The 23,524-nt window shown below is 62.4% G+C and carries 22 protein-coding genes; 17 read left to right on the plus strand and 5 right to left on the minus strand.

The window, feature by feature from the left end:
• Positions 1 to 38: 38 nt before the first annotated feature.
• Together mobF and ACXJKC_RS04655 are read right to left on the minus strand one after the other, a co-directional pair.
• Positions 39 to 860: a MobF family relaxase gene (gene mobF, locus ACXJKC_RS04650; RefSeq protein WP_456695510.1), complete on the minus strand. Its 822-nt coding sequence runs from the start codon at positions 858 to 860 to the stop codon at positions 39 to 41.
• Between the two features lie 217 nt (positions 861 to 1,077).
• Positions 1,078 to 1,728 carry a hypothetical protein gene (locus ACXJKC_RS04655; protein WP_456695511.1) on the minus strand — a complete coding sequence of 217 codons (651 nt, stop codon included), beginning with the start codon at positions 1,726 to 1,728 and terminating at the stop codon, positions 1,078 to 1,080.
• A 175-nt stretch (positions 1,729 to 1,903) separates the two neighbouring features.
• Here ACXJKC_RS04655 and ACXJKC_RS04660 point away from each other — a divergent pair, with 175 nt between their 5' ends.
• From ACXJKC_RS04660 to ACXJKC_RS04685, 6 genes are read left to right on the plus strand one after another with little or no spacing between them, the layout of a single operon-like run.
• Entirely contained in the window at positions 1,904 to 3,469 is a 1,566-nt protein-coding gene (locus ACXJKC_RS04660) for a type I restriction-modification system subunit M (RefSeq protein WP_456695512.1), read from the plus strand.
• Positions 3,466 to 4,410 carry a DUF5655 domain-containing protein gene (locus ACXJKC_RS04665; RefSeq protein WP_456695513.1) on the plus strand — a complete coding sequence of 315 codons (945 nt, stop codon included), beginning with the start codon at positions 3,466 to 3,468 and terminating at the stop codon, positions 4,408 to 4,410. Before ACXJKC_RS04660 ends, ACXJKC_RS04665 begins: the two co-directional genes overlap by 4 nt.
• Positions 4,410 to 5,633, plus strand: a complete 1,224-nt coding sequence (locus tag ACXJKC_RS04670) for a restriction endonuclease subunit S (RefSeq protein ID WP_456695514.1) — start codon at positions 4,410 to 4,412, stop codon at positions 5,631 to 5,633. Before ACXJKC_RS04665 ends, ACXJKC_RS04670 begins: the two co-directional genes overlap by 1 nt.
• Positions 5,634 to 5,662: 29 nt before the next feature.
• Entirely contained in the window at positions 5,663 to 5,947 is a 285-nt protein-coding gene (locus ACXJKC_RS04675; RefSeq protein WP_456695515.1) for a type II toxin-antitoxin system Phd/YefM family antitoxin, read from the plus strand.
• Entirely contained in the window at positions 5,944 to 6,348 is a 405-nt protein-coding gene (locus ACXJKC_RS04680) for a PIN domain-containing protein (protein ID WP_456695516.1), read from the plus strand. Before ACXJKC_RS04675 ends, ACXJKC_RS04680 begins: the two co-directional genes overlap by 4 nt.
• The gene (locus ACXJKC_RS04685; RefSeq protein WP_456695517.1) at positions 6,345 to 9,374 is read left to right on the plus strand and encodes a type I restriction endonuclease subunit R; all 3,030 of its coding nucleotides are present in this window, start codon (positions 6,345 to 6,347) and stop codon (positions 9,372 to 9,374) included. Before ACXJKC_RS04680 ends, ACXJKC_RS04685 begins: the two co-directional genes overlap by 4 nt.
• Positions 9,375 to 9,417: 43 nt before the next feature.
• Here the strand turns inward: ACXJKC_RS04685 and ACXJKC_RS04690 are convergent, their stop codons facing one another.
• Both ACXJKC_RS04690 and ACXJKC_RS04695 read right to left on the minus strand, forming a co-directional pair.
• The gene (locus ACXJKC_RS04690; RefSeq protein ID WP_456695518.1) at positions 9,418 to 9,942 is read right to left on the minus strand and encodes a DUF4145 domain-containing protein; all 525 of its coding nucleotides are present in this window, start codon (positions 9,940 to 9,942) and stop codon (positions 9,418 to 9,420) included.
• Between the two features lie 765 nt (positions 9,943 to 10,707).
• Positions 10,708 to 11,310 carry a TetR/AcrR family transcriptional regulator gene (locus tag ACXJKC_RS04695; protein ID WP_456695519.1) on the minus strand — a complete coding sequence of 201 codons (603 nt, stop codon included), beginning with the start codon at positions 11,308 to 11,310 and terminating at the stop codon, positions 10,708 to 10,710.
• Between the two features lie 252 nt (positions 11,311 to 11,562).
• Between ACXJKC_RS04695 and ACXJKC_RS04700 the strand changes: the two genes are divergently transcribed.
• The 8 genes from ACXJKC_RS04700 to ACXJKC_RS04735 all read left to right on the plus strand — a co-directional run bounded on the left by ACXJKC_RS04700 (position 11,563) and on the right by ACXJKC_RS04735 (position 20,352).
• The gene (locus ACXJKC_RS04700; protein ID WP_456695520.1) at positions 11,563 to 12,762 is read left to right on the plus strand and encodes an LLM class flavin-dependent oxidoreductase; all 1,200 of its coding nucleotides are present in this window, start codon (positions 11,563 to 11,565) and stop codon (positions 12,760 to 12,762) included.
• Entirely contained in the window at positions 12,759 to 13,610 is an 852-nt protein-coding gene (locus tag ACXJKC_RS04705) for an enoyl-CoA hydratase/isomerase family protein (RefSeq protein ID WP_456695521.1), read from the plus strand. Before ACXJKC_RS04700 ends, ACXJKC_RS04705 begins: the two co-directional genes overlap by 4 nt.
• 122 nt (positions 13,611 to 13,732) lie before the next feature.
• Positions 13,733 to 14,599 (plus strand): branched-chain amino acid ABC transporter permease, encoded by an 867-nt coding sequence (locus ACXJKC_RS04710; protein ID WP_456695522.1) that lies wholly within the window; start codon positions 13,733 to 13,735, stop codon positions 14,597 to 14,599.
• Positions 14,596 to 15,588, plus strand: coding sequence for a branched-chain amino acid ABC transporter permease (locus ACXJKC_RS04715; protein WP_456695523.1), 993 nt, complete (start codon positions 14,596 to 14,598; stop codon positions 15,586 to 15,588). The genes ACXJKC_RS04710 and ACXJKC_RS04715 overlap by 4 nt, the downstream gene beginning before the upstream one ends.
• Positions 15,585 to 16,370, plus strand: coding sequence for an ABC transporter ATP-binding protein (locus ACXJKC_RS04720; RefSeq protein WP_456695524.1), 786 nt, complete (start codon positions 15,585 to 15,587; stop codon positions 16,368 to 16,370). The genes ACXJKC_RS04715 and ACXJKC_RS04720 overlap by 4 nt, the downstream gene beginning before the upstream one ends.
• A complete protein-coding gene (locus ACXJKC_RS04725; protein WP_456695525.1) occupies positions 16,357 to 17,076 on the plus strand; it encodes an ABC transporter ATP-binding protein in 720 nt (239 codons plus the stop codon). Before ACXJKC_RS04720 ends, ACXJKC_RS04725 begins: the two co-directional genes overlap by 14 nt.
• Before the next feature lie 103 nt (positions 17,077 to 17,179).
• Positions 17,180 to 18,442: an ABC transporter substrate-binding protein gene (locus ACXJKC_RS04730; protein ID WP_456695526.1), complete on the plus strand. Its 1,263-nt coding sequence runs from the start codon at positions 17,180 to 17,182 to the stop codon at positions 18,440 to 18,442.
• 2 nt (positions 18,443 to 18,444) lie between these two features.
• Positions 18,445 to 20,352 carry an AMP-dependent synthetase/ligase gene (locus ACXJKC_RS04735; protein ID WP_456695527.1) on the plus strand — a complete coding sequence of 636 codons (1,908 nt, stop codon included), beginning with the start codon at positions 18,445 to 18,447 and terminating at the stop codon, positions 20,350 to 20,352.
• A gap of 11 nt (positions 20,353 to 20,363) precedes the next feature.
• Here ACXJKC_RS04735 and ACXJKC_RS04740 read toward each other — a convergent pair whose 3' ends face one another.
• The gene (locus tag ACXJKC_RS04740; protein ID WP_456695528.1) at positions 20,364 to 20,981 is read right to left on the minus strand and encodes a TetR/AcrR family transcriptional regulator; all 618 of its coding nucleotides are present in this window, start codon (positions 20,979 to 20,981) and stop codon (positions 20,364 to 20,366) included.
• A gap of 329 nt (positions 20,982 to 21,310) precedes the next feature.
• On the opposite strand from ACXJKC_RS04740, the gene ACXJKC_RS04745 reads away from it, so the two are divergent.
• The 3 genes from ACXJKC_RS04745 (at position 21,311) to ACXJKC_RS04755 (ending at position 23,482) form a co-directional block, all read left to right on the plus strand.
• Positions 21,311 to 22,129, plus strand: coding sequence for an enoyl-CoA hydratase/isomerase family protein (locus ACXJKC_RS04745; RefSeq protein WP_456695529.1), 819 nt, complete (start codon positions 21,311 to 21,313; stop codon positions 22,127 to 22,129).
• Entirely contained in the window at positions 22,126 to 22,893 is a 768-nt protein-coding gene (locus ACXJKC_RS04750; RefSeq protein ID WP_456695530.1) for a creatininase family protein, read from the plus strand. The genes ACXJKC_RS04745 and ACXJKC_RS04750 overlap by 4 nt, the downstream gene beginning before the upstream one ends.
• Positions 22,894 to 22,966: 73 nt before the next feature.
• Positions 22,967 to 23,482, plus strand: coding sequence for a flavin reductase family protein (locus ACXJKC_RS04755; RefSeq protein WP_456695531.1), 516 nt, complete (start codon positions 22,967 to 22,969; stop codon positions 23,480 to 23,482).
• Positions 23,483 to 23,524 lie beyond the last annotated feature (42 nt).

Consider the following 23,524-nt stretch of genomic DNA (forward strand, 5'->3'; position numbering starts at 1 on the left):
CCATCGGTCGGGATGACCTTGTCGGGGCGAGCCTCCGATCAGGCGCGCCGGTCCCACGAGCGCACGAGGTCCCGGCTAGGCTCAGCGCCAGGGTGCGTGTCACGCCACGCGGCCTCATACCGCTCGATGTTCCTTCCGATCTGACGAGCTCGAGCCGAGAACGGCCCGGCGAAACCGGCCAGCTCATTCACCTCGCCCGACTTGTTGTCGACGGAGAAACCGCGTTCGGCGAGCGCCTGTCGGAACTGCGGATCGCACATCACGGCCGCGTGGCCGATGCCGTTGATCGCGTCGATCATGTCGCGGACGCCGACGGTGTGGAGGCCTCGCCACTTGCCGGCGGCCCAGACGCGGGCGTTCACCTGCAGGTGCAGATGACGATGCGGGTCGCCAGCACGGGACGTGTAGTGGCGCACGGTCGCGGCCTCGATCCGCTCGACCGGCACCTGCACCTGCCGGCCGCGTGGGCCGACGCGCGTCGTCGCGTGCTGTGCCAGCCACCCGATGATCTGCCGGGCGGCTCGGTCCTGAGCTGCGTCGTACGCCTCGGCGATCTTCGGGTCCAGAGCCGCAGCCAGCGACCAGGTCTTCGGACCGTTCACGACCACCTCGACGAATCGCACCGCGGAGGTGTCCTGGCGCAGTCGGCCACGCGGTTCGCCGCTCAGCGGATCGCGGCCGGCCACCCACGCCTCGTACATGTCACCGTCGAGCGCACCGATGGCCTCGACCCCATCGGGTGTGGCGACGAAACGCTCGGCGAGCCCAGTTCCCTCCGCGAGGTAGTAGTCGTCCACACGGGCATGGTCAGTCTCGACATAGGTGCGGGCCGCAGCCGGGTTGCCGCGGTAGACCTTCACACCACCATGCACGACTCATCACCCCCAACGACGTTCAACGACAGGCCCGAAATGCGTCGTGGGCCGCCCGTTGTCGGGCGACCCATCTACGTCCTTCGTAGCATGCGTGCCGGACGATTTGAAGGCTTCGAAGAGGCGGTTTTGGGCTGAAATTTCAGCGGTTGTTTGGAAAGCGCTGGTGGTGATTGGAGGTGATGGGTGATGTGGTTGCAGCCGATTACAGCGAATCGACACGTCCGCGGATCACCGTCAGTGCTGCCGCTCGCTCGCGGGCGTCGGCGGACGTCGACAGGTCGACCGCCGTCAGCAGGTCTGCATCTTTGTCTGCGATCTCTTGCGCCTTGTCGAGGTGTTGGGTGCCGCGGATGGCAATACTTCCGATGCTCGTGGCTCGTAGGTGAAAGCGGTGGACCAGGTCGGCGAGGTCGTCCTCGTCGAGGTATCCGTCGACGCCGTGCTCGGCCGTCAGGTCGCCGATCAAGCCGGACCCGCGCACCAACTCGGCGGCGATTCTGCTGACTACCGAGCGATGGCCATCGAAACGATGCGCGGTCGCACGGTTCCGCACCCTCGACGCCAGTTCGGCGGCGTCGATGCCCGTGAGCTGTTTCCGAAGGCGAGAGACCTGTGACGCCCCCAGCCGCGAGACATCAATACCGGCGAGCAAGCCGATCGCGGCCCAAGCGGTCCCTTCGCTCCACACCCGCCGCGTGACGAGACCGCGGTTCTGCAGGAATGCCGACAGCGAGTCGGCGTCGACAACGCCGCGGGCGACCAGCACGATGTCCCCGGCCGCGGCGAGGTTCCGCACCTGGCGTTGGGACACGCCGATGTGGTCGGCAGCCTCGGCGAGGGAAAGGAAATCCATGACCGATAGTTTCCGAGTTCGGAAGCTATCGGTCAAACGAGAACCTCCCGTCAGACGCCTGGATCGAGTCTGGCGAGACCGGGTGGTGAGGAAGCCGATAGGCTTGGGGAGACGTGAGGTGGGTGTTAGGAGTTCGGTACGCCAAGACCTCGGACGGCCTGAGAGACTGTCGCTCGTGACTTCGAGCAAAGAGACCGAGCGGGCCGAGCTGCACAAGACCATCTGGCGCATCGCCAACGACTTGCGCGGAAGTGTCGACGGGTGGGACTTCAAGTCGTACGTGCTCGGCATGCTGTTCTACCGCTTCATCTCTGAGAACCTCGTCGCCTACCTCAACGAGGCAGAGCGCAAGGCAGGCAACGAAGGCTTCGACTATGTGCTTCTTGCCGACTCGGATGCGGAGTTCGGGCGGGCCGAGACGGTCGCCGAGAAGGGCTTCTACATCCTGCCGTCTGATCTGTTCGCCAATGTGCGCGCTCGTGCGAGGCGTGACGAGAACTTGAACGAGACGCTGGCTGGCGTCTTCAAGGGGATCGAGGGCTCGGCTGTCGGCGCCGACAGTGAGGACGACCTCAAGGGATTGTTCGACGACCTCGACGTCAACAGCAGCAAGCTCGGCGCCACTGTGGCCAGGCGCAACGAGACGCTGGTCAAGCTGCTCGACGCCGTCGGCGACCTCAAGCTCGGCAGCTACGCCAACAACACGATTGACGCGTTCGGCGACGCCTATGAGTATTTGATGCAGATGTATGCCTCGAGCGCCGGCAAGTCAGGTGGGGAGTACTACACGCCGCAGGAGGTCTCCGAGCTATTGGCGCGCATCACGGTGGTCGGCAAGACGGAGGTCAACCGTGTCTACGATCCGGCCTGCGGGTCGGGCTCGCTGCTGCTCAAGTTCGCCAAAGTGCTGCCCAACGGTGTGCGCCAGGGTTTCTTCGGCCAGGAGATCAACCTGACGACCTACAACCTGTGTCGCATCAACATGTTCCTGCACGACGTCAACTACGAGAAGTTCGACATCGCTCACGGCGACACCCTGACCGACCCGGCGCACTGGGATGACGAGCCGTTCGAAGCGATCGTGTCCAACCCGCCCTACTCGATCAAGTGGGAGGGGGATGCGAACCCGTTGCTAATCAACGACCCGCGGTTTGCACCGGCAGGCGTGCTCGCCCCCAAGAGCAGGGCCGACCTCGCGTTCACGATGCACATCCTCAACTGGCTCGCAGTCGACGGCACGGCCGCGATCGTCGAGTTTCCCGGGGTGCTCTACCGCGGGGGAGCGGAAGGCAAGATCCGCAAATACCTGATCGACAACAACTTCGTCGACGCCGTCATCCAGCTGCCGCCGGACCTGTTCTTCGGCACGGGCATTGCCACCTGCATCGTCGTGCTCAAGAAGTCAAAGAGCGACAACAAGACGCTGTTCATCGACGCCTCGGCGGAGTTCCTGCGCGGCGGCAGCAAGAACAAGCTCACCGAAGACCACCAGGCCAAGATCCTCAACGCGTTCACGGCCCGCGAAGACGTCGACTTTTTCGCCAGACTCGTCGACAACAGCGAGATTGCCGATAACAGTTACAACATCTCGGTCACCTCGTACGTGGAGGCGAAGGACACCCGGGTCGCCACCGACATCAGAGCCCTGAACGCCGAGATCGCCGAGATCGTCGCGCGGCAGGCTGAGCTGCGCACGCATATCGACGCAATCGTCGCGGATCTTGAGGGGAGCGAAGCATGAGCGATATCAAGCTTTACCGCGTCGGAGGCGCCGAACCTGTCGCGATGCTTGAACGTTCTGCGTCAAAGTTGGAGAAAGATCTTCAGAAGGTAATCGAGACGAACATGGAACTGATGTTCGGTGTCCGCCTTCTTGCGTCCGAGTTCTCGACCGGGCCAGTCCACGGTGGGCGCATGGACTCCATCGGCATCGATGACGCCGGGACGCCAGTCATCTTCGAGTACAAGAGAACTATCGGCGAGAACGTGATGAATCAAGGCCTGTTCTATCTTGACTGGCTTCTCGACCACCAGGGCGACTTCACGGTTCTGGTGATCGAAAAGTTCGGCGCAGAGGCTGCTGCAACCATCGACTTCTCCAGGCCCCGACTGATCTGTGTGGCGAACTCGTTCACGAAGTATGACGAGCACGCGATTCGTCAAATGGGCCGAGCCATCGAGCTGATCCGGTACCAGCAGTTCGAGGGTGACCTCCTCGCACTCGAACTGTTCGCGTCGTCGACGACAGGGCCATCTTCAGTGTTGCCCGCGGCGACCCCCAATCAGGGTGAATCGGGTGCGACTAACCCTGGTGTTGGTTCCAAGTACTCGACGTTCGAGGAGCAACTGGCGAAGTCGCCGCAGCACATCCGTGACCTCTACGCTGACCTGACCGAAAAGATCGAATCCCTCGGTGATGACGTCTCGGCCAAGGCGACGAAGTACTACATGAATTTCCGTCGCATCAAGAGTTTCGCCTCCGTCGAGATCTACTCCCAGCGGCAGAAGATTCTCGTGTTCGTACGCGTCGATCCGGCTACCGTGAACCTCGAGGCCGGATTCAGTCGCGACGTTACCAACATCGGACACCTCGGCAACGGGGAGCTTGAGCTCACGGTGACGTCCGCCGACACGCTCGCTAGGGCGCTCCCGCTCATTCAGTCCAGCTACGAGGCAAACTGATGAGCCGCATCGACGAGTTGATCACTGCACTTTGCCCGGACGGGGTGGAGTACCGACGGCTGGGTGAGCTTGGTGAGTTCATTCGTGGCAGACGATTTACCAAGGCCGACTACGTTCCGTCGGGGCTCGGCTCGATTCACTACGGAGAGATCTACACGAGTTATGGAAGTACTGCCGCGTCGGTACTCAAGTTCGTCCGCCCAGAGTTGGCAAGCCGTCTTCGGCTCGCGCGGTACGGCGACCTTGTGATCGCGGCAACCGGCGAGAACGTGCAAGAGGTCTGCAAGGCGGTCGCGTGGCTCGGCGACGCGGAAGTGGCCATCCATGACGACTGCTTCATCTACCGACACGGGCTGGATCCGACCTTCGTCGCATACTTCTTCCAGACCGCAGAGTTTCACGAACAGAAGATTCGCATGACTTCTGAATCCAAGCTTGTCCGCGTCTCGGCGGCAAACTTGGCCAGAGTCGTGGTGCCGACCCCTCCAATTGCGGTGCAGCGAGAGATTGTCCGTATTTTAAATAGCTTCAGCGCCCTCGACGCGGAGTTAGAAGCGGAATTGGAAGCGCGGCGGTGTCAGTTCGAGCACTACCGAGACTCACTCCTTACTTTCACGCCCGACGAAGTTCGGTGGTCGGATTTCGGGGACGTCGCGACGATCGTCCGAGGTGGATCGCCTCGTCCGATCCAAGCCTTCTTTACCGAGTCCGACGACGGAATCAACTGGATCAAGATCGGCGACGTTTCACCGGCCGGGAAGTACATCACTGGAACGTCGCAGCGCATCAAGCCGGAAGGCGCTGCCAGATCGAGAACGGTCGCGCCAGGCGACTTCGTGCTTTCGAACTCCATGAGTTTCGGGCGACCTTACATCGTGCAAATCGATGGATGCATTCACGATGGATGGCTCGCCATCAAGGACTTCGATGATGCATACCTGCCCGACTTCCTCTACCACCTACTGCGGTCCGGGCCGGTCTATCGCGAGATGTCGATGCGGGCATCCAGCGGGACTGTACAAAACCTCAACGCTGAAATTGTGAAGTCTCTGACGCTGCCAGTGCCAAGCCTCGAGACTCAGCAAGAACTAGTTGACGTTCTCGACTCCTTCGACTCCCTCGTGAACGACATCACGGTCGGCCTTCCCGCCGAGATCGCGGCTCGCCGCCGGCAGTACGGGTACTACCGCGACAAGCTGCTGACGTTCGACAAAGCCGTTTGAATGTCTGACATGCGTAGTACATTGGATGTATGAAGACCATCACGAAGCGTGAGCTGAACCAGCAGACCGCGCAGGTTCTTGCGGCGGTGGATGCTGGCGAGTCCGTTGTGGTCACTGAGCGAGGTGTCCCACGCTGGCGCATCGACGCGTTCGACGCTGAGGCGGACACCGACCCGATCGAGCGGCTGCGGGCGCAGGGTCGGATCACCCCTGCCAAGAAGAACCCGATGCCGTGGCCTGAGCCCGAGGACAATCCTCGCTACTCGCCCGCTGATGTCGACAGGATCTATGCCGAGATGCGCGAAGACCGTTGAGGCATTGGTACCTCGACTCGTCGATTGCACTACACGTGATCCTGCCGGGAGGGGACGAGCGAGCGCGCACCTGGCTCGACGGGGTTCTGGCCTCTGACGAGCAGATCTACTCATCGGTCCTGTTGCACCTTGAGTTGACCCGGGTGCTCCGGCGTGAGCGGCTCGACGTGGCGCTTGCTGACTTGGTCCTCGATCGGGTCGACGCGATCAGCATCAACGACGCGGTGTTGCAGTCCGCCGCCGCGATCGAGACCCACGTGAAGTCGCTGGATGCGATTCACCTCGCCAGCTGCATGCTGCTCGGATCCGACGTCACTGTGGTCACCCACGACCTGGCCATGAGCCAGGTGGCGCAGAGCCTCGGCTTCGGCGCGACCGACCCGATCGCGAGCACCGCATGACCGAGACACCCAGCGACTTCGATGTCATCGCCGTCAGCGACGAGAGCACAGTGGTCGCCGAGTTCGTCCCCGAGCTGACCTCTCCCGAGTCATACCAGAGCGAAGCCGGCCTCGAGCGAGAGCTGATTGCGCAGCTGCAGAAGCAGGCGTATGAGTACCTGCCCATCACCAGCGAGGCTGCGCTCGTCACCAATCTGCGGACGCAACTCGAAGCGCTGAACGGCATCTCGTTCTCCGATGCCGAGTGGCAGCGGCTGTTCACCGAAAAGATCGCTGGCAAGAACGACGGAATCGTCGAGAAGACGACCCGTATGCAGACCGACCATGTCCAGGTCTTCACCCGCGATGACGGCAGCGTCAAGAACGTCTACCTGCTCGACAAGACCAACATCCACAACAACAGGCTCCAAGTCATCAATCAGTACGAAGTCGAGGGTGTGCGATCGAACCGGTATGACGTGACGGTCTTGGTCAATGGGCTTCCGCTGGTGCACGTCGAGATCAAGCGGCGCGGGGTCGACATCCGCGAGGCGTTCAACCAGATCAACCGTTACCAGCGCGACAGCTTCTGGGCTGATTCCGGCCTGTTCGGCTACGTGCAGCTGTTCGTCATCAGCAACGGAACGCTGACGAAGTACTACAGCAACACCACTCGCGACGCCCACATCGGCGAGATGACCTCCAAGAAGCGGGCGAAGAAGCAGACCTCCAACAGCTTCGAGTTCACCAGCTGGTGGACCGACTCGAGCAACACGCGCATCGCCGACCTCACCGGCTTCACCAAGACATTCTTCGCCAAGCACACCCTGCTCAACCTGCTGACCAAGTACTGCGTGTTCGATGTTGACCGCAGGTTGTTGGTGATGCGGCCTTATCAGATCGTCGCCGCCGAGCAGATCCTTCGTCGGGTCGAGGCCTCGACGACGTACAAGAAGAAGCTCGGCACGATCGCCGCCGGCGGCTACGTCTGGCACACGACAGGTTCCGGCAAAACGCTCACGAGCTTCAAGGCAGCGCAGCTGGCCAGCCGCATGCCCGAGGTCGACAAAGTGCTGTTCGTCGTCGATCGCAAGGATCTGGACTATCAGACGATGCGTGAGTACGACCGGTTCGAGAAGGGCGCGGTCGATGGCACCAGAAACACCGCCGAGCTCAAGCGCCGGCTCGAAGACCCGTCGTCCCGGATCTTGGTGACCACGATTCAGAAGCTCGGCCGATTCGTGACACAACATCAGCAGCACGACGTCTTCGGTCAGCACGTCGTGATCATCTTCGACGAGTGTCACCGCAGTCAGTTCGGTGACATGCACACCGCGATCACCAAGTCGTTCAGCCGATACCACCTGTTCGGCTTCACTGGCACGCCGATCTTTGCCGAGAACTCAGGCACGGCTGGCAGCCCCGCACTCCGCACAACGGAGCAGGCCTTCGGGGACAAGCTGCACACCTACACGATCGTCGACGCGATCAACGACAAGAACGTCCTGCCGTTCCGCATCGACTACGTCAACACGGTCAAAGTCTCTACGGACGTCGTCGACAAGCAGGTATCGGCGATCGACACCGAGCGCGCTCTTCTCTCGACCCAGCGGATCAGCGGCGTCGTCGACTACGTGCTCGACCACTTCGACCAGAAGACGAAGCGCGCCCAGCACTACCGGCACGGCGACAAGCGGGTGTTCGGGTTCAACTCGCTGTTCGCCACCGCATCGATCGATGCAGCGAAGTCCTACTACAACATTTTCGAAGCCGAGCAGCGTCAGCGAGAGGAAGCTGATCCCCGCTACCAGCGGCTCAAGATTGGCCTGATCTTCAGCTACGCGGCCAATGAGGACATCGACGGTGGACTCCTGGCCGACGAGGAGTTCGAGCCCGACCAGCTCGACGGAGACTCGCGCACATTTCTGGACGCCGCGATCTCGGACTACAACGACATGTTCGGCACGTCGTACGACACGTCGGCCGAGAAGTTCCAGAACTACTACAAGGACCTGTCGCAGCGGCTCAAGGATCGAGAGCTCGACATGGTCATCGTCGTGAACATGTTCCTGACCGGGTTCGACGCGACCACGCTCAACACCTTGTGGGTCGACAAGAACCTGCGCCAGCACGGCCTGATCCAGGCCTACTCGCGGACCAACCGCATCCTCAACTCTGTGAAGACCTACGGCAACATCGTCTGCTTCCGCGATCTCGAGGACGCGACCAATGACGCGCTCGCGTTGTTCGGCAACAAGGATGCTCGCGGCATCGTGCTGCTGAAGCCGTACGCCGACTACTACGGCGAGTACGAGGCCAAAGTCGCCGACCTCACGTCGCTGTTTCCACTTGGGACATCGATCGTCGGCGAAGAGCAGCAGAAAGCGTTCATCGCGCTGTTCGGGGCCATCCTGCGGCTTCGCAACATCCTGACGGCGTTCGACGATTTCTCCGACCAGGAAATTCTCGCCTCCCGGCAGCTCCAGGATTACCAGAGCATCTACCTCGACCTCTTTGCCGAGTTTCGAAAAGAGAGCGAGGCGGAGAAGGAGTCGATCAACGACGACGTGGTGTTCGAGATCGAGCTGATCAAGCAGGTCGAGGTCAACGTCGACTACGTCCTGATGCTGGTACGCAGGTATCTCGACGAGCGAGGACCGGCCGAGGATGTGGAGATCCGTGCGGCCATCGGCCGCGCGATCGACTCGAGCCCCAGTCTCCGCAACAAGAAGGATCTTATCGAGCAGTTCGTCGACTCCCTCACCGTCGACGCCGAGGTCGACAAGGAGTGGCAGGAGTTTGTAGCGGCCAAGCGCGCGACTGAGTTGGACCAGATCATTGCGGAAGAGGGTCTCCACGCGCAGGAGACCAAAGCATTCGTCGAGGCTGCCTTCCGGGACGGCGCTCTGACCTCAGCCGGCACCGCGGTGACTCGCATCCTGCCGCCGGTGTCGAGGTTCTCGCCGGGCAGCGCGCATGCCTCAAAGAAGCAGAGAGTGCTGACCCGGTTGGCCGAATTCTTCGACCGCTACTTCGGTCTGGCCTGATCGAGGGCTGGTCCGAGGCACTCTTCGGGGGTCGCGAACTCCCTCAGACGGCCGGCGGAGGCGGAACTGGCCCCTTCGCCTCATTGATGGCACGAGCTCGGGCATCAATATCGGGACCGACGAAGAGCGCATGAAACGCTTCGTTGAGGAACTCGACTCCATCGAGCACCTCGGTGATCGTCAGAGTGGAGAGGCTGTGCGTGCCAGCGTTGCCTATCCATTTCACGGCGAGCAACAGACCGGCGACTCGGCTTCTGTCGGATGCCGCCGCCTGCCAGGTCTTGATGCGTTCGTCGGCGTTGATGTAGCCGCCTGCCTGTCGTCTGTCTGGGATGCCTTGGGTCGTCAAGAATTGTTCGACTACTAGGCGTAGGGCGGTGGCGGCCAGACCGGGGTCGACGAATAAGACAGCTGCTGCGCGATCGACGCCGTCCTGGACCTGGCTAGGCGTGGAGTTCGGGAGACGCATGAGGGCAAGGGGCGGGCTGAAGTTCTGAAACGTGAAGTACGAGGCGTAGGAGGAGCCCTGCCACTCGTTGCCGGCACCTTCTTTGGCGTAGGAGACCACGTAGGTGCCTGATGCGGCGATCTTGTGTCCACACGGGGTGTTCTCGCAGGTTCCTGTTGTGGTGAACGCTCCCCTTAGCCAGTTGGGTTCCCATGCATCTTCATCCCACGCTGCCTTAGATGCCCCATGTTCCGTCTCGGTGGGCGCCTCAAAGCTGATGTGCCCCTCGCCGCATTCGCGGCATATGGGGCGCGGAATCGGTGTTCCGTCCTCAATCGGGGCGCCAAACCTTGAGAGGGCTGAGTCTTGCGACATGGGTTCATCATAGGAGTCGGTGCCGAGTCTGGTCGGAGAGTGCCGGATGATCGGAAAGGTCGTGCGATCGAGTAGCCGGGCGCACGCGTTGGACCGCCGTGACTCGCAGGCTCCAAGTTCTCGCACTCTCGATGTGAACACCCAACCGATGGTTAATCGCCTAGTCCTAACCCGGTCTCGCGGTCCGCAAACAGTCCGCAAGAAGTCCCAAAACGCCCCGATCGGCCAACGGTGTCCAACTGAAGGAAAGCAACGTTTCCGCAGGTCAGAGGCACTTTTCAAGGGTTTCCAGCAGCCGTCAAAAACCCCAACTTCTGTTCCGCTTCAACGTCTGAGGCCGTCGACGTCATGCGTGGAGAATCGAGCCCTCTCGTCCGGCTCGGGTGCTGATCTTGGGTAGGCGAGGCAATGGGACCAGCACGGTGACTTCACCTTGCGCTGATCAAGTTCCAGCGCCACAAACGGGGGAGTACGCCAACAACCTCGAGCTCGATACCGCGGCAGGAATCCTCACTCCGTCGGCGGCGAGAGCAGCGCATGCAATGCCGCAGTCGACATGGTCTTTACCAGAGTCTTCGTGTCCAGACCTCGGTTGAGGGTCGCCACGGAGTTCAGCATCGAGAACACCGCCTGCGTGAGTACGCGCACCTCAGGGTCGGAAAGATCCGGACGCAGGGGTGACACAACCGAGATCCACTCCTCCGCGTAGAGGCTCATCGCTCGGCGAATGCGACGCCGATCAGCTTCGGGAAATGCGAGCTCGTTCTTGAGGAATATGAGTGTCGTGGGGGGCGCGGACACGACCGACCCGACATGGAACTCGACCATGGTGCGCATCGCGGCTCGCGGATCCGGTTCGGCGTCTGCCGCTGACCGCGCGAATCTCTGAAGCTGCTCCAACGGATCCTCGACCACCGCGATGAGGAGAGCCTGCTTGTTTCGAAAGTGGCGGTAGAGACCGGGACCGGAGATGCCGGCCTTCGCACAGATCATCTCGACGGTGACCAGGTCGTACGGGTTGCGGAGGAACAGCTCGGCTGCGGCCGTCAGCAGCAGCTCTCGCCGCGGCGGACCGGCTGTGGGCGGGCGCAACACGGCTCGATCGCCAGTCATCGGTCACTGCCGTGACTGGCCGGCCGTAGGCGACCGCCGAGGTGCGCGTTGTGAAGCATCATTGCTCTGAATGTTAATCCAAAATCACTCCTGAGAGCAAGAGGCATCCGGCCATCAGCACTCCGATTTGATCGCAAATTCTTTGACAGACCAGAACTTTCACGTATTCCAGTACTTTCTGCCGCGAGGTGTTGACAACGTCACATTCCGACCCTACGTTAATCCAAATTAACACGAGCGAAGGGTTGGATGATGCGGTTCATCTTCATGAGCGAGGGCGAGACGGCTCCGGGGCACACCCATGAGTTCCGTTACCGAGAGCTCATCGACGAGGTGCTTCTTGCCGAGGAGGTGGGGTTCGATGCGTTCGGCACCTCGGAGCAGCACGTAGCGATTGGTACGGCGACGACGTCGGCTCCCGAGGTCCTCTATCCGTACATGATGGCGCTGACCAGCCGCATCCGGTTCATGCATCTGGTGACGTTGCTGCCGACGCGTATCAATCACGCGCTTCGGGTCGCCGAGCGGCTGGCGACTGAGGACATCTTGTCCAACGGTCGGGTGGAGTTGGGCGTCGGTCGAGGCAACACGACGTTGGCACTGCGGGCATTCGAGGTCTCGCCGACGGAGAACAAGGCGCAGATGCTCGAAGGGCTCGAGGTCATCCGCCGCGCGCTGCACAACGATGTGTTCTCCTTCGTGGGGGAGCACTACAAGATTCCCCCTCGCGGACTGGTGCCCAAAGGAATCCAGGCTCCGTACCCGCCGATCTCCATGGCCACCGGAAGCCCTGAGTCGGTTCGCATGGCGGGAGAGCTCGGTGTCGGCGCCATTGTCGGCGGCTTCTACCTCGGTTTCGACTTCGTCGAGAACATGCTCGGCATCTACGACGAGGCTCTCGCCGGCGCGACGCACACCTTCCCGGTCCAGGCTGAGAAGCTCGTCGCAGTCGGCGGCGGGATGCATTGCGCCGAGACCCGGGACGAAGCAATGACGTGGGCCCGGCACCTCAGCGAGACCGTGGCGCTGTCGACGGATGCGTACCAGCGTCTCTCGAAGTTGTCCTCGGACTACTCCTACATGGGAGCGGTCAAGGACGTCGACTTCAGCGATGAGCGCTACATGATCGAGGACTCGACCGGCTTCATCGTCGGCGATCCGGACGATTGCGTCGCCCAGGTGCAGCGCTTCGCCGACGCCGGCGCGGATGCACTCGTCATGCGCATCGACGGGCTTCCTCACAAAGAGCTGATGAAGTCGATCGAATTGTTCGGCAAATACGTGATTCCCAAGTTCAAGAATCCCCGCGCCGTGGTGCGAACCTCCGAAGCCATTTTGGACGACATCCGCACCGCCCGACCGGCCCACTACGCCGAGCTCGAGGCATTCGAAGCGGCTGCAGCAGACAAACAAGCGACCGAGATCCCGGCCCAAGTAGGAGAAACGCGATGAGCACCCTGACCTCAGATGACATCTTCAGCCGATACCCGAAGGAGATCTTGATCGAGCGCAAGCCGAACGGGGTTCTCCTCATCACGTTGAACCGACCCGAGCAGCTGAACTCGCTCACGATGCCGATGTTCGACTACATGACCGAAATCTGGGTCGACGTCGATCGCGACCCCGAGACGAAGGTCGCCGTCATCACCGGCGCCGGCCGTGGCTTCTGCACCGGCATGGACGTGCGTCAGCCGGATCCCACCCTGGACGAGGCAATCGCCTTGATGGAGGGGGAGCGTCGCAGGATCCTCAATCTCCTGAACATGGACAAGCCGCTCATCTCGGCCATCAATGGCCCGGCGGTTGGCTGGGGGCTCTCGATGGGGCTGCTCGCGGACATCAGCGTGGCTGCCGATGACGCGCTGTTGCGCGACGGTCACACCCGCGTCGGTGTGGTCGCAGGCGACCACTCGTCCCTGATCTGGCCGCTCCTGGTCGGCATGGCAAAGGCCAAGTACTACCAGCTGACCTCCGCCAGCCTGACCGGCGCCGAGGCCGAACGGATCGGCTTGGTCAGCCTGGTTGCCCCCAAGGAGACCGTCCTCGAGCGAGCGCTTGAGATCGCGGACGACCTCGCGCAGGGCTCGCAACAGGCCATCCGGTGGACCAAGCGCTCGCTGAACTCGGGATGGCTGACCAATGCCCTTCCGCAACAGGAGCTGTCTGCGGCTCTGGAAACCCTCGGGTTCGCCAGTGCGGACTACCTCGAAGCCCGCCAAGCATTCCGCGAGCGTCGCCCGGCCGAGTTTCCCTCCGCCCGTGGCCAGGGACGCTCCGTCCTGGTCTCGCAGTCGAGCTAGCGAGTTGACGGGCAGATCATGATCACACTCAGGTTTCCTCAGAGCACGAGATTCAGTGCTGCGGGGTGGGCGGCAGCTCTGGTCCCGCGCAGCGGTTGTCGACCCCAGCACCTGGTCGGCCCATGTTGACCGCGGTCGTGGCAGGCCTCATCAGCGGTTCCGTCCTGTTGCTGGCGACGGTGGGGTTCGAACTTGTGCGCCGGGTGGAGGGTTTTCTCAACATTGCGCACCCCCAGCTCATCGTGCTCAGTGGGTTCAGTGCCTACGGATTCAACGTGCAGCTCGGGATGCATTGGATCCTCTCCTGCATCGCGGCGATTGCGGTCACTACACTGGTGGGCGTTGTCTCAGCTCGCATGATCTTCTGGCCGATGCGCGGACGTCCGCACCACATCCCCTTGATCGCATCGGTCGGTCTGGCGTTCTTCCTGCACTCGATGATCGAGTTGTTCACGGGGTACGGGGTGAAGACGCTCGACGTCCCGCTGCAGGAAACGTTGCGTATTGGCGGGACCGCGGTGGCCGGAATCGACCAGATCGCCGTCATCCTTGTGGCTGCTGTGGTCGCTGTCGCGCTGCACCTCTGGCTGTCCAAGTCCTACAGCGGTCGAGCCATGCGCGCGATGGCGAACAACCAGGTGCTGGCTGAAGTGCGCGGCGTCAACACGTCACATCTCCAGTACGTCACGTGGGCTGTTTCGAGCGCATTGGCCGCGCTTGCGGGAACGCTCATCGCGTTGACGGGTCGAATCTACCCAGAGCTCGGCTGGGACCAGGTGCTGCTGATCTCAGCCGCCGCCATCATCGGCGGGCTCGGGAGCATCTACGGCGTGATGTTCGCTGCTGTGCTGGTCGGCCTCACCTCAAGCCTCACGACTCTCGTGATGCCGTCCCAGTACACCCAGATGGTCGTGTTCGCGGTCATCGGCCTGGTCGTCTTCTTCCGGCCCGAAGGCCTTTTCAGCGGTCCAAAGGAGCGTGTCGCATGAGCACCCTGCTCATTATTGCCGGGCTGGCCACCTTGATGGCCATCTACGGGGTTGCCGCCCTGGCGCTGAATCTTCAGTTCGGCGCCGGCGGAATGGTCAACTTCGGTGTCGCGGCGTTCTTCGGTGTCGGCGCCTACGGCTATGCGCTCGCCGTGATGCCGGCTCCCTCCGGGTCGTACACCTACATCCTCGGGCTCGGTCTGCCGTGGGGAGTGGGTGCCATATTCGGTGGTCTGGTGTCGGCGTTGCTCGCAGTGATCGTCGGAGTGGCGTTGCTGAGAGTCGGGGGCGACTATCTCGCTGTCGTGACGCTCGCGCTGGCCGAGATGACCCGCCAGCTGTTCATGAACCAGCCGTCGATCGCCAACGGGGCGCGCGGACTTCTCGACGCCCCGGTGCCGTATGTCGAATCGATCCCAGGTCGTATGCAGTCTGTTTTCATCGCCGGAATCACACTGGTAGTCCTGGCGGTCACCTTCCTGCTGTTCCGGCGCGTGACGCGGTCGGCGTTCGGCCGCAGTCTGCTCGCGGTGAAGCAGAACGAAGCAGTCGCTCGCTCTCTCGGCGTGAACGTGTACTCCGTGAAGCTCAAGGCGTTCGTTTTCGCCGCCTTCTTCATGGGTCTGGCCGGAGTCATGTACGTCTGGTATCTGTCGATCCTCACCCCGACCTTCTTCAGCGTGAACATCACCTTCACGATCTTCATCGCGCTGATCATCGGAGGGACCGGGAGCAATGTGGGCGCCGTGGTCGGTGCCATCGCGCTGCTGGGCATGCGTGAAGGTCTGACCTACATCCAGGTCGACTTCATCACTTCAGAACGGATGACCAGTCTCCAGGATGCGCTGCAAGGGGTCGTGCTGATCGTGATCCTGCTGTTCTGGCCCGGTGGGCTCTCCCGCCCCCGGCTCGCGGTCTATCCACCGCCGACCGAAGTCGCTCCGGCGCCTCGCGTTCTGGCCACGACTGCCGCGGGTGGTCGTCCATGAATTCAGCGAACCCGCTCCTCGAGATCAACGGACTCGTCAAAGCGTTCGGTCAGCTCCGCGCTCTGGACGGCGTCAACATGGTGGTCGAACAAGGTCAGGTCACCGGCCTGATCGGGCCGAATGGCTCCGGCAAGACGACACTGTTCAATGCGGTCTCAGGCTTCCTCAAGCCCGATGACGGGACGGTCGTGTTCGACGGGCGTGACGTCACCGGTATGTCAGCACACAGGCTTGCCCGGGCTGGTCTCAAACGCACGTTTCAGAACATCGCCGACTTCACGGACATGTCTGTCTTGCAGAACCTGCTCACCTCGGTGCGGTCGGTTCCAGGCGAGAGTCTGGGGCGCTTGTTCACATCGCCGACGAGGGTTTGGAGAAGCGAGCGCCAACTGGTCGACCGTGCCTGGACACTTCTCGAGCGCATGGGTATGTCCGAATTGGCCAATACCCGCGCGGGTGACCTCTCGATCGGCCGTGGGCGCCTACTACAGATCGCCCGCTTGCTGATGGACCCGCCGTCGTTGCTGATGCTCGACGAACCATCGTCCGGCCTCAACCCTGAGGACCAGCACCGACTGTCGACGACTGTGCGTCAGCTGCGCGACGAAGAAGGCGTGACGGTGCTCGTCATCGAGCACAACATGTCATTCATCAACACGATCTCCGATGCGCTGTACGTGATGCACGAGGGGCACGTCATCGCCAGCGGCCGGCCGGCCGAGGTCGTCCGCGATCCGCTTGTGATCGAAACCTATTTGGGAGTGCGACATGTCCCTGCTTGAAGTCGAAGACCTCACCAGCGGCTACGGCAAGACCACCATCATCCGGAACACCACGTTTGCGGTCGAAGAAGAAGCCATCACGGCAATCATCGGACCCAACGGCGCTGGCAAGACAACCCTGGTACAGACCATCGCCGGGGTGGTCGAGTCGCGCGGCGGAAGTGTCAGCCTCGGAGGCGAAGTTCTCGATGGCATGTCCGCGCGCGAGCGGGCGCGTCGCGGACTCGGATACACGCCGCAACTGCGCAATGTGTTCGGCGCGCTGTCAGTCGAGGACAACCTGGAGGTCGTCACCCGCGCGATGCGCCTGCCTCACGATCGAGTGGACGAGATCTTCGAATTGTTCCCGATCCTCGCCGACCGTCGGAAGCAGCGAGCGGGAACGCTCTCAGGCGGCCAACGCCAGCAGCTCGCGATCGGCTCGTCATTGCTGATGAAGCCGAGGCTTCTGATTCTCGATGAGCCCACGACCGGGCTCGCGCCTCAGATCGTCGACTCTCTGATCGAGCAGATCTGTGTCATCGAGCGAAGTGGCACCGGGGTCCTCTGGGTCATCGAAGAGCATCCGAGCCAGATTCTCCCTCTCTGTGGCCGAGTGTTCCTCATGGACTCCGGTCAGATTCGTCACGAGGCGACGGGCCCGGAGCTGCTCGCGGATCCCGGCTTCGCAGAGATGTTCCTGGGTGCCCGGGTTCCCCAGGGATAGATGCCGCGCAGATTTATCACTGCACGGAAGGCACAGCACACCGCTCCTGGCAACGCCAAGGAGTTCGAGTCCATCGGAACGGTTCTAGCAGGAGGTTCGAGACATGAAGAGTTTCAGAGCAACGGCGTTCAAGGCTTCGCTCGGGTTCGTCGCCCTCACATCCGGGGCAGCGCTGGCAGGGTGCGGCGCGGCCGCGGACGGAAGCGCCGTCATCGGCGTCGCCGCGCCTCTGTCGGGAGAAGCGGCTGCCTACGGCAAGCCCGTTGACCAGATCACCAGAGCAGTCGTGAATCACGTCAACGAGCGGGGCGGTGTGGGCGGCACCAAGCTGAAGGTCGTCAGCGAGGACGAGAAGTTCAACGCCGAGGACGGAGTCCGCGTCGTCACGAAGCTCATCAACAAAGACGGTGCGCAGTTCATCGTCGGACCGTCGTCGTCGACGTTCATGGCCACCCTCGCTCAGGCCAAACGCAATGAGGTCGCCATCGCGTCTCCCTATGCCGGCATCGTCGAGTACGACGACAAGGCCAATCCTTATACCTTCCGCACGGTTGGACCCGACACGTTCGACGGCCTGGCAGTTGCCAAGAACCTCATCGATCGAGGATTCAAGACCCTCTCCATCCTCTACGAGAACGCTGACTCGTCGAAGAGCACCTCCACGCATCTGGAGAAGTTCTACACACAGCTCGGAGGCAAAGTGGTGGCCAAGGTCGCGTTCAACGGTGGCCAGAGCTCGTATCTGCCGGAGGTCCGCAAGGCCTTCGGGCCCAAGCCCGACATCGTCTTCCTGGCAGGTTCGGTGGAGGCTGCAGTGCCGATCGTTCGCGAGTGGGCGCGGCAGGGGATACCCGGAACATGGTCGTTCATCGCAGAACTGACCTACCCCGTACTGCTCAAGGAGGTCGGCGGCGATTATCTCGAGGGCGCCTATGGCCAGCTTCCGGCAGCGTCGGAGTCGCCGGCGGTTGACGGCATGCGCGATCTGCTGATCGCAGAATACGGAGAGAAGAAGGGCGCTGCTATCGCCAAGGAACCGTCGGCGGCGACGGCTTACGACGCCGTGGTCTCGGGTGTCCTCGCGATGGCGGCCGGCGGCAAGGCCGACGGCGCTGCGATCGCCGACAATCTCCACAAGGTCACTGATCCCGGTGGCACTCCCGTGTTCACCCTGGACGAGGCCTTGGATCTTCTGGCCGAAAAGAAGAAGATCGATTACCAGGGCGCTACCGGTCCGGTCGATTTCAGCAAGTCGAATACGTCTGCCCCGGATTACGGTATCTACCAAGTTGTTGACGGGAAATGGTCTCTCACCAAGCGTTACACGGGCGTCGAGATCAACAAGCTCTCCGAAGGACTGGACTGATCATGAGCCAAGAGCAAGTGGTGGCAGCGAATTCATCCGGCGATGGCTCGGAGGGCGGACCTGTCCTGAGGACGTTGTCGGGATTCCAAGCCGTGGACCGCACCTTTGCGCAGATGTTGTGCGACCGCGCTGAGCACGAACCGAACGGTGTCGCCTTCTGCAGTTGGGAAGACGGCTCGGCGCGGGCGACCAGTTGGCGTGACTACGTGAGCATGGTGCGGGAGGGTGCGCTGGGATTGCATGAGCTCGGCGTGGTTCCGGGCGACCGGGTTGCCATCATGTCGTCCACACGTCCTGAATGGGTTGTGGCGGCTCTCGCGATCCTGAGCGTCGGTGGCGTTCCGGTCGGGGTGTATCCCACGAGTGCGGGCCCCGAGGTCGAGTACGTCCTGAAGGACAGCGGTGCAACGGTTGTCTTCGTCGAATCGGACGCAGATGCTGCCAAAGTGGCCGGTGTCGTTTCGCGATTGCCGGACGTGCGGGCGGTTGTGGGGTTCGAATCGGAGCCGGCGGGGCTGCCGGACACGGTCGTCACGGTGCGGTGGGACCGGCTGTGCACGGCCGGTGGCGCCCAGGCGGCGGCGCACCCTGACTTGTTCTCTGCGCTTGTCGACGCAGGTGAGGTCGATCAGCTTGCCGCGTTGTTCTACACATCTGGATCTACCGGTGCCCCGAAGGGCGTGATGCACACACATCGCACCCTCCAGTACTCCGTGCTCGGTTTTGCCATGTCCTACCCCGAGATGGGCAACACCCGGCACGATCTCGTCGCATTCCTCGGGCTTTCCCACGTGGCGCCCGCGCTGCTGGGCGTCTTCGCTCCGATCATGTCTCGACTCGTCAACACCTACTGCACGATGGAACAGCGTGCCGAGGCGCTTGCGGGGGTTCGCCCGACAGCGGTCCTGTGGCCGCCGCGCATGCACGAAAAGCTCGCGAGCGAGGTACTGGAAGCGCTGGGAGAGTCTGGGAGAGCGTTTCGTTTCGCCTACGCCGTGGCGATGAAGGTCGCGCGAAAGGCCAGCGCATTGCGATGGCAGGGCCGCCCGTTGCCGAGACATCTTCAGGTCCTCGACCGCCTCAGCACGAAGTTCGTGTTCGTCCCGCTACGGGCCAAAGTCGGTATGGACCGCATCAGCGTCAGTTGGACCGCCTCGGGGAGCATGACTCCCGACGTGGCCGCGTTGTGGCATATGTGGGGTGTCGATCTGCGCGAACTCTTCGGCACGACGGAGACGTGCGGATCGGTCCTTGCTCAGTGGGACCGGGCATTTCCCGCACCTGGGACGATTGGCAAGTCTCTACCCGACCCGCGGTGGGATCTTCGCGTGTCCGACAAAGGGGAGCTGCAGCTGCGTTCGCCCTGTCTTTTCACGGGCTACTGGCGCGATCAGGCGGCGACAACTGCGGCCATGGACGGTGAGTGGTACGGGACAGGGGACCTGGTCGAGCTGGATTCGTCTGGCGAGGTGAAGATCATCGGGCGACTGAAGGACGTCCTGAAGACAACCGGCGGCAAGATGGTCAGTCCACAGCCGATAGAGGTGCGTCTCAAGGTGAGTCCGCTGATCGATGAGGCGATCGTCGTCGGAGAGGGCCGCAAATACCTGACCGTCCTGCTCAGCGTCAGCGAGGAGGCGCGGGGGATGGGCTCGGCCGAGCGAGATGTCGCCCTTCGAGCCTGGATCGACGAAGTGAATGCCGAGCTCGCCCGCCCTCTGCAGTTGAAGAAGTTTCAGGTCCTGCCGCGAGCGCTGTCGGCGGCAGACGGCGAGTTGACGGCCAAGGCAACCATTCGACGGTCCAACATCCTCGCTGCCTTCTCTGATCTGGTGGATGACATGTATGACTCCGGGGAGGAAAAGCAGATCGCTCGTCAGGCTCGCCTTGCACGAACGGATCGTGCTTGAGCGCAGTCACATCAGCTGGGCCGATCGTAATCGGGCCGGGGTGAGACCAATGCCTGGATTGCAGCGGTAGACATCGTCTCCACGATGGCCCGCTTGTCCAGCCCCCTGTTCAGGACGGCGACCGAATTCAGCATCGAGAAGATGGTCTGCGTGAGGAGGCGCACCTCGGGATCGGACAGCTCGGGCCGCTGCGGCGAGACGACGGAGATCCATTCCTCGGCGTACAGGTTCATCGCCCGACGGATACGGCGACGATCAGGTTCGGGGACCGCGAGTTCGTTGCGCAGGAAGATCAGTGTTGTCGGGGCCCCGGAGATGACTGACGTGATGTGAAACCTGACCATCGCCTCCAGGGCTGCCCGAGGATCCGGCTCGGCCTCGGCGATGCTCCGTGCGGTCTGGTGGAGGTGCTCGAGCGGGGCCTCGACGACGGCGATCAGCAGGGCCTGTTTGTTCTGGAAGTGGCGGTAGAGGCCGGGACCGGAGATGCCGGCCTTCGCGCACACCATCTCGACCGTCACCAAGTCGTACGGGTGTTGAAGGAAAAGCTCCGCCGCGACGTGCAGCAACCGTTCACGGCGAGAGAGGGAGGCTGGGGGTGCGCTGTCCAGCACGGGATCAGAGGTCACTCCTCGCACGCTACCTGACTGGCAGCTGCTGGAGGCGTCTACGCGGCTCCCTCTCGCCTGGCATGTTAATTAAGATTCACATCTGGTTGTGGTGGGTGGGGCCGGGTTCGGAAGGGTGGGGGCAGGTCGCTTTCGCCGGACATCCGGTTTTCCATAGAGGACAAAGGGATTTCTCATCGGACTGAGGGGGCTCGTTGACAAACGTCCACGAGAGTCATATGTTAATTCCAATTAACATATGAGAAGGGCCGGGACGAATGCAGCCGATCTGTTCGACCTCGGCCGTCCAAGACGGGGGTAGGTGGGACATGTCCCAGGAAGAGGCAAGAATGACCGCTGGCCTCAGCATGGTGGACCGTGATGGCGTTGTCGTCGTCACGATGGATCGACCACCGGCGAATGCGTTGAACGGTGCGCTCATCCATGACCTCGCTGAGCTGTTCACCGAGCTCGCCACGAAATCGGATGCGCCCCCGCTGGTCCTCACTGGCCGAGGTGAGCGCTTCTTCAGCGCCGGAGGCGACATCAAGGAGCTGGACGGAGCGCGGCCTCAGGACATCGAGGTGCGCATGCGGGAGTTTCACGCACTCCTCGTCGCCATGGAACGATATCCGCGGCCAGTCGTCGCTGCGGTCAACGGTCACTGTGTGGGCGGTGGCATGGAAATCGCACTGTTCGCGGATGCGGTGTTCGCAGTTGCCAGCGCACGATTCGGGTTCCCGGAGATAAACCACGGCCTGTTGCCCGCCGACAAGGGCGTCCAGCGCGCAACCCGCTTGCTGGGAATGCGGGCGACCCGGCAAATACTGTTGTCCGGCGACCTGTTCGATGCCGGGCATGCACTCGACATCCAGCTTGTCGAGGAGCTGGTTCCCGCGGTCGATCTCCTCGACACGGCCATTGAGGCGGCGCGGACAGCTGGAGCGAAGGCTCCTGTCTTGTACGCGGCGCTCAAACGAAGTGTCAACGGCCCCGACCAGGCTCGCGACGCGGCCTCCTTGAATCAGACGCTTGCTTGCGCTGCGGACTATTTCGACGATTCGGTTGCACGCCGTCTAAGGGATGGCTGGAGCGGAGATCGGCCTCGGCGCGACGAGGAGAACGGTGCAGCGAGCCACACCCGTTCCGCGGGGGCCGATCACTCATGAAAACCTTGCGGCTCGAGAACCGAGTGGAGCACCTGACGAGCGCGGAGATCGCCGATGCCGTCGCGAACGGGTCTCGCACGGCGATACTTCCCCTCGCCGCCGTCGAACAGCATGGTGCACATCTGCCGCTCTCCATGGACGCTGATCATGCCGACGAACTCGCCGTTCGAGTCGCCCAAGGCCTCGGAGGCGCCCTCGTCCTGCCGACGGTCAGAGTCGGTTACTCGCCGCACCACCTGGCATTCCCAGGCACACTTTCGCTGCGGGCGAGCACCCTTGAAGCGATCTGCGAGGACTACGGGTCGAACCTCGTCAGAACCGGTTTCGAGCGGCTGGTGATCTTCTCCGGCCACATCGGGAACTACCCCGTCATGCAGGAGTTCGAGCTGCGTCTGGCACGCAAACTTGCTCCGTTGTCAGTCATCGTGTTCACCGACGGCCGCGCGATTCTCGAAGCCTGGCGCCTGGCTGCCGAGAATGTGGCGTCCCTGGGACGGAACGTGCGTGGGCATGCAGACGTGGCGGAAACGTCGGTGATGTTGGCGCTCGCGCCGGACAAGGTTCGAGTCGAATACCTCGACCGCGGGTTCATGGGGCCAGTTGACGACGAGCTCCTCGCCCACGTCTTCCGGCAAGGACTTGACTCGGTCGCCCCCAATGGCGTCCTGGGCGACCCGACAGGTGCGTCCCCGTCAATCGGACAGGCGTGCCTGGAAGCCGTGACCTCACTCATCGTCGAGCACGCACGAACCCGAGGAGCCTGATATGCGTCGTCCCGAAGCACTCGTCATCCCAAGGAACAGCCACGTTTCATCTCTGCCGGGGAGGCGCACCACGATGAACTTCGATCCAGTGAAGACCGGTCAAGCAGATATCGACGCGGCCAGACTGCGCACGCTGTACGGCCGGTATCCCACGGGTGTGGCGGCTGTGTGCGCTCTCAAGGACGGCCGTCCCGTCGGGATGGTGGCCACATCGTTCACTCCAGTTTCCATGGAGCCTGCTTTGGTGTCGATCTGCGTGCAGCACACATCGAACACCTGGCCGATTCTGTCTGAAGACGGTCGCCTCGGCGTATCCGTGCTGTCCTCGAGTCAGGAGGCAGCAGTCCTGCAGATCGCCGCCAAGAACGTCGACCGGTTCGCCGGGATCTCGTGGTTCGCCAACGAGTCCAACGGAGTCTTCCTTGCTGACGCCGCGGCGTGGTTCGACTGCACCATCTCAGCGTCCATCCCGGCAGGAGACCACGACGTCGTCCTACTGGAGGTCAATGGCACTGCGGTCAACAAGGAAGCACCCCCGCTGGTGTTCCACGACAGCCGCTTCCGCACCTTGGTATCGGCCGACGACTGACGGCGTCCGGTTCAAATCGAAAACCGCCCCACCCGACGATCT

The organism is Aeromicrobium sp. P5_D10 (assembly GCF_054049535.1).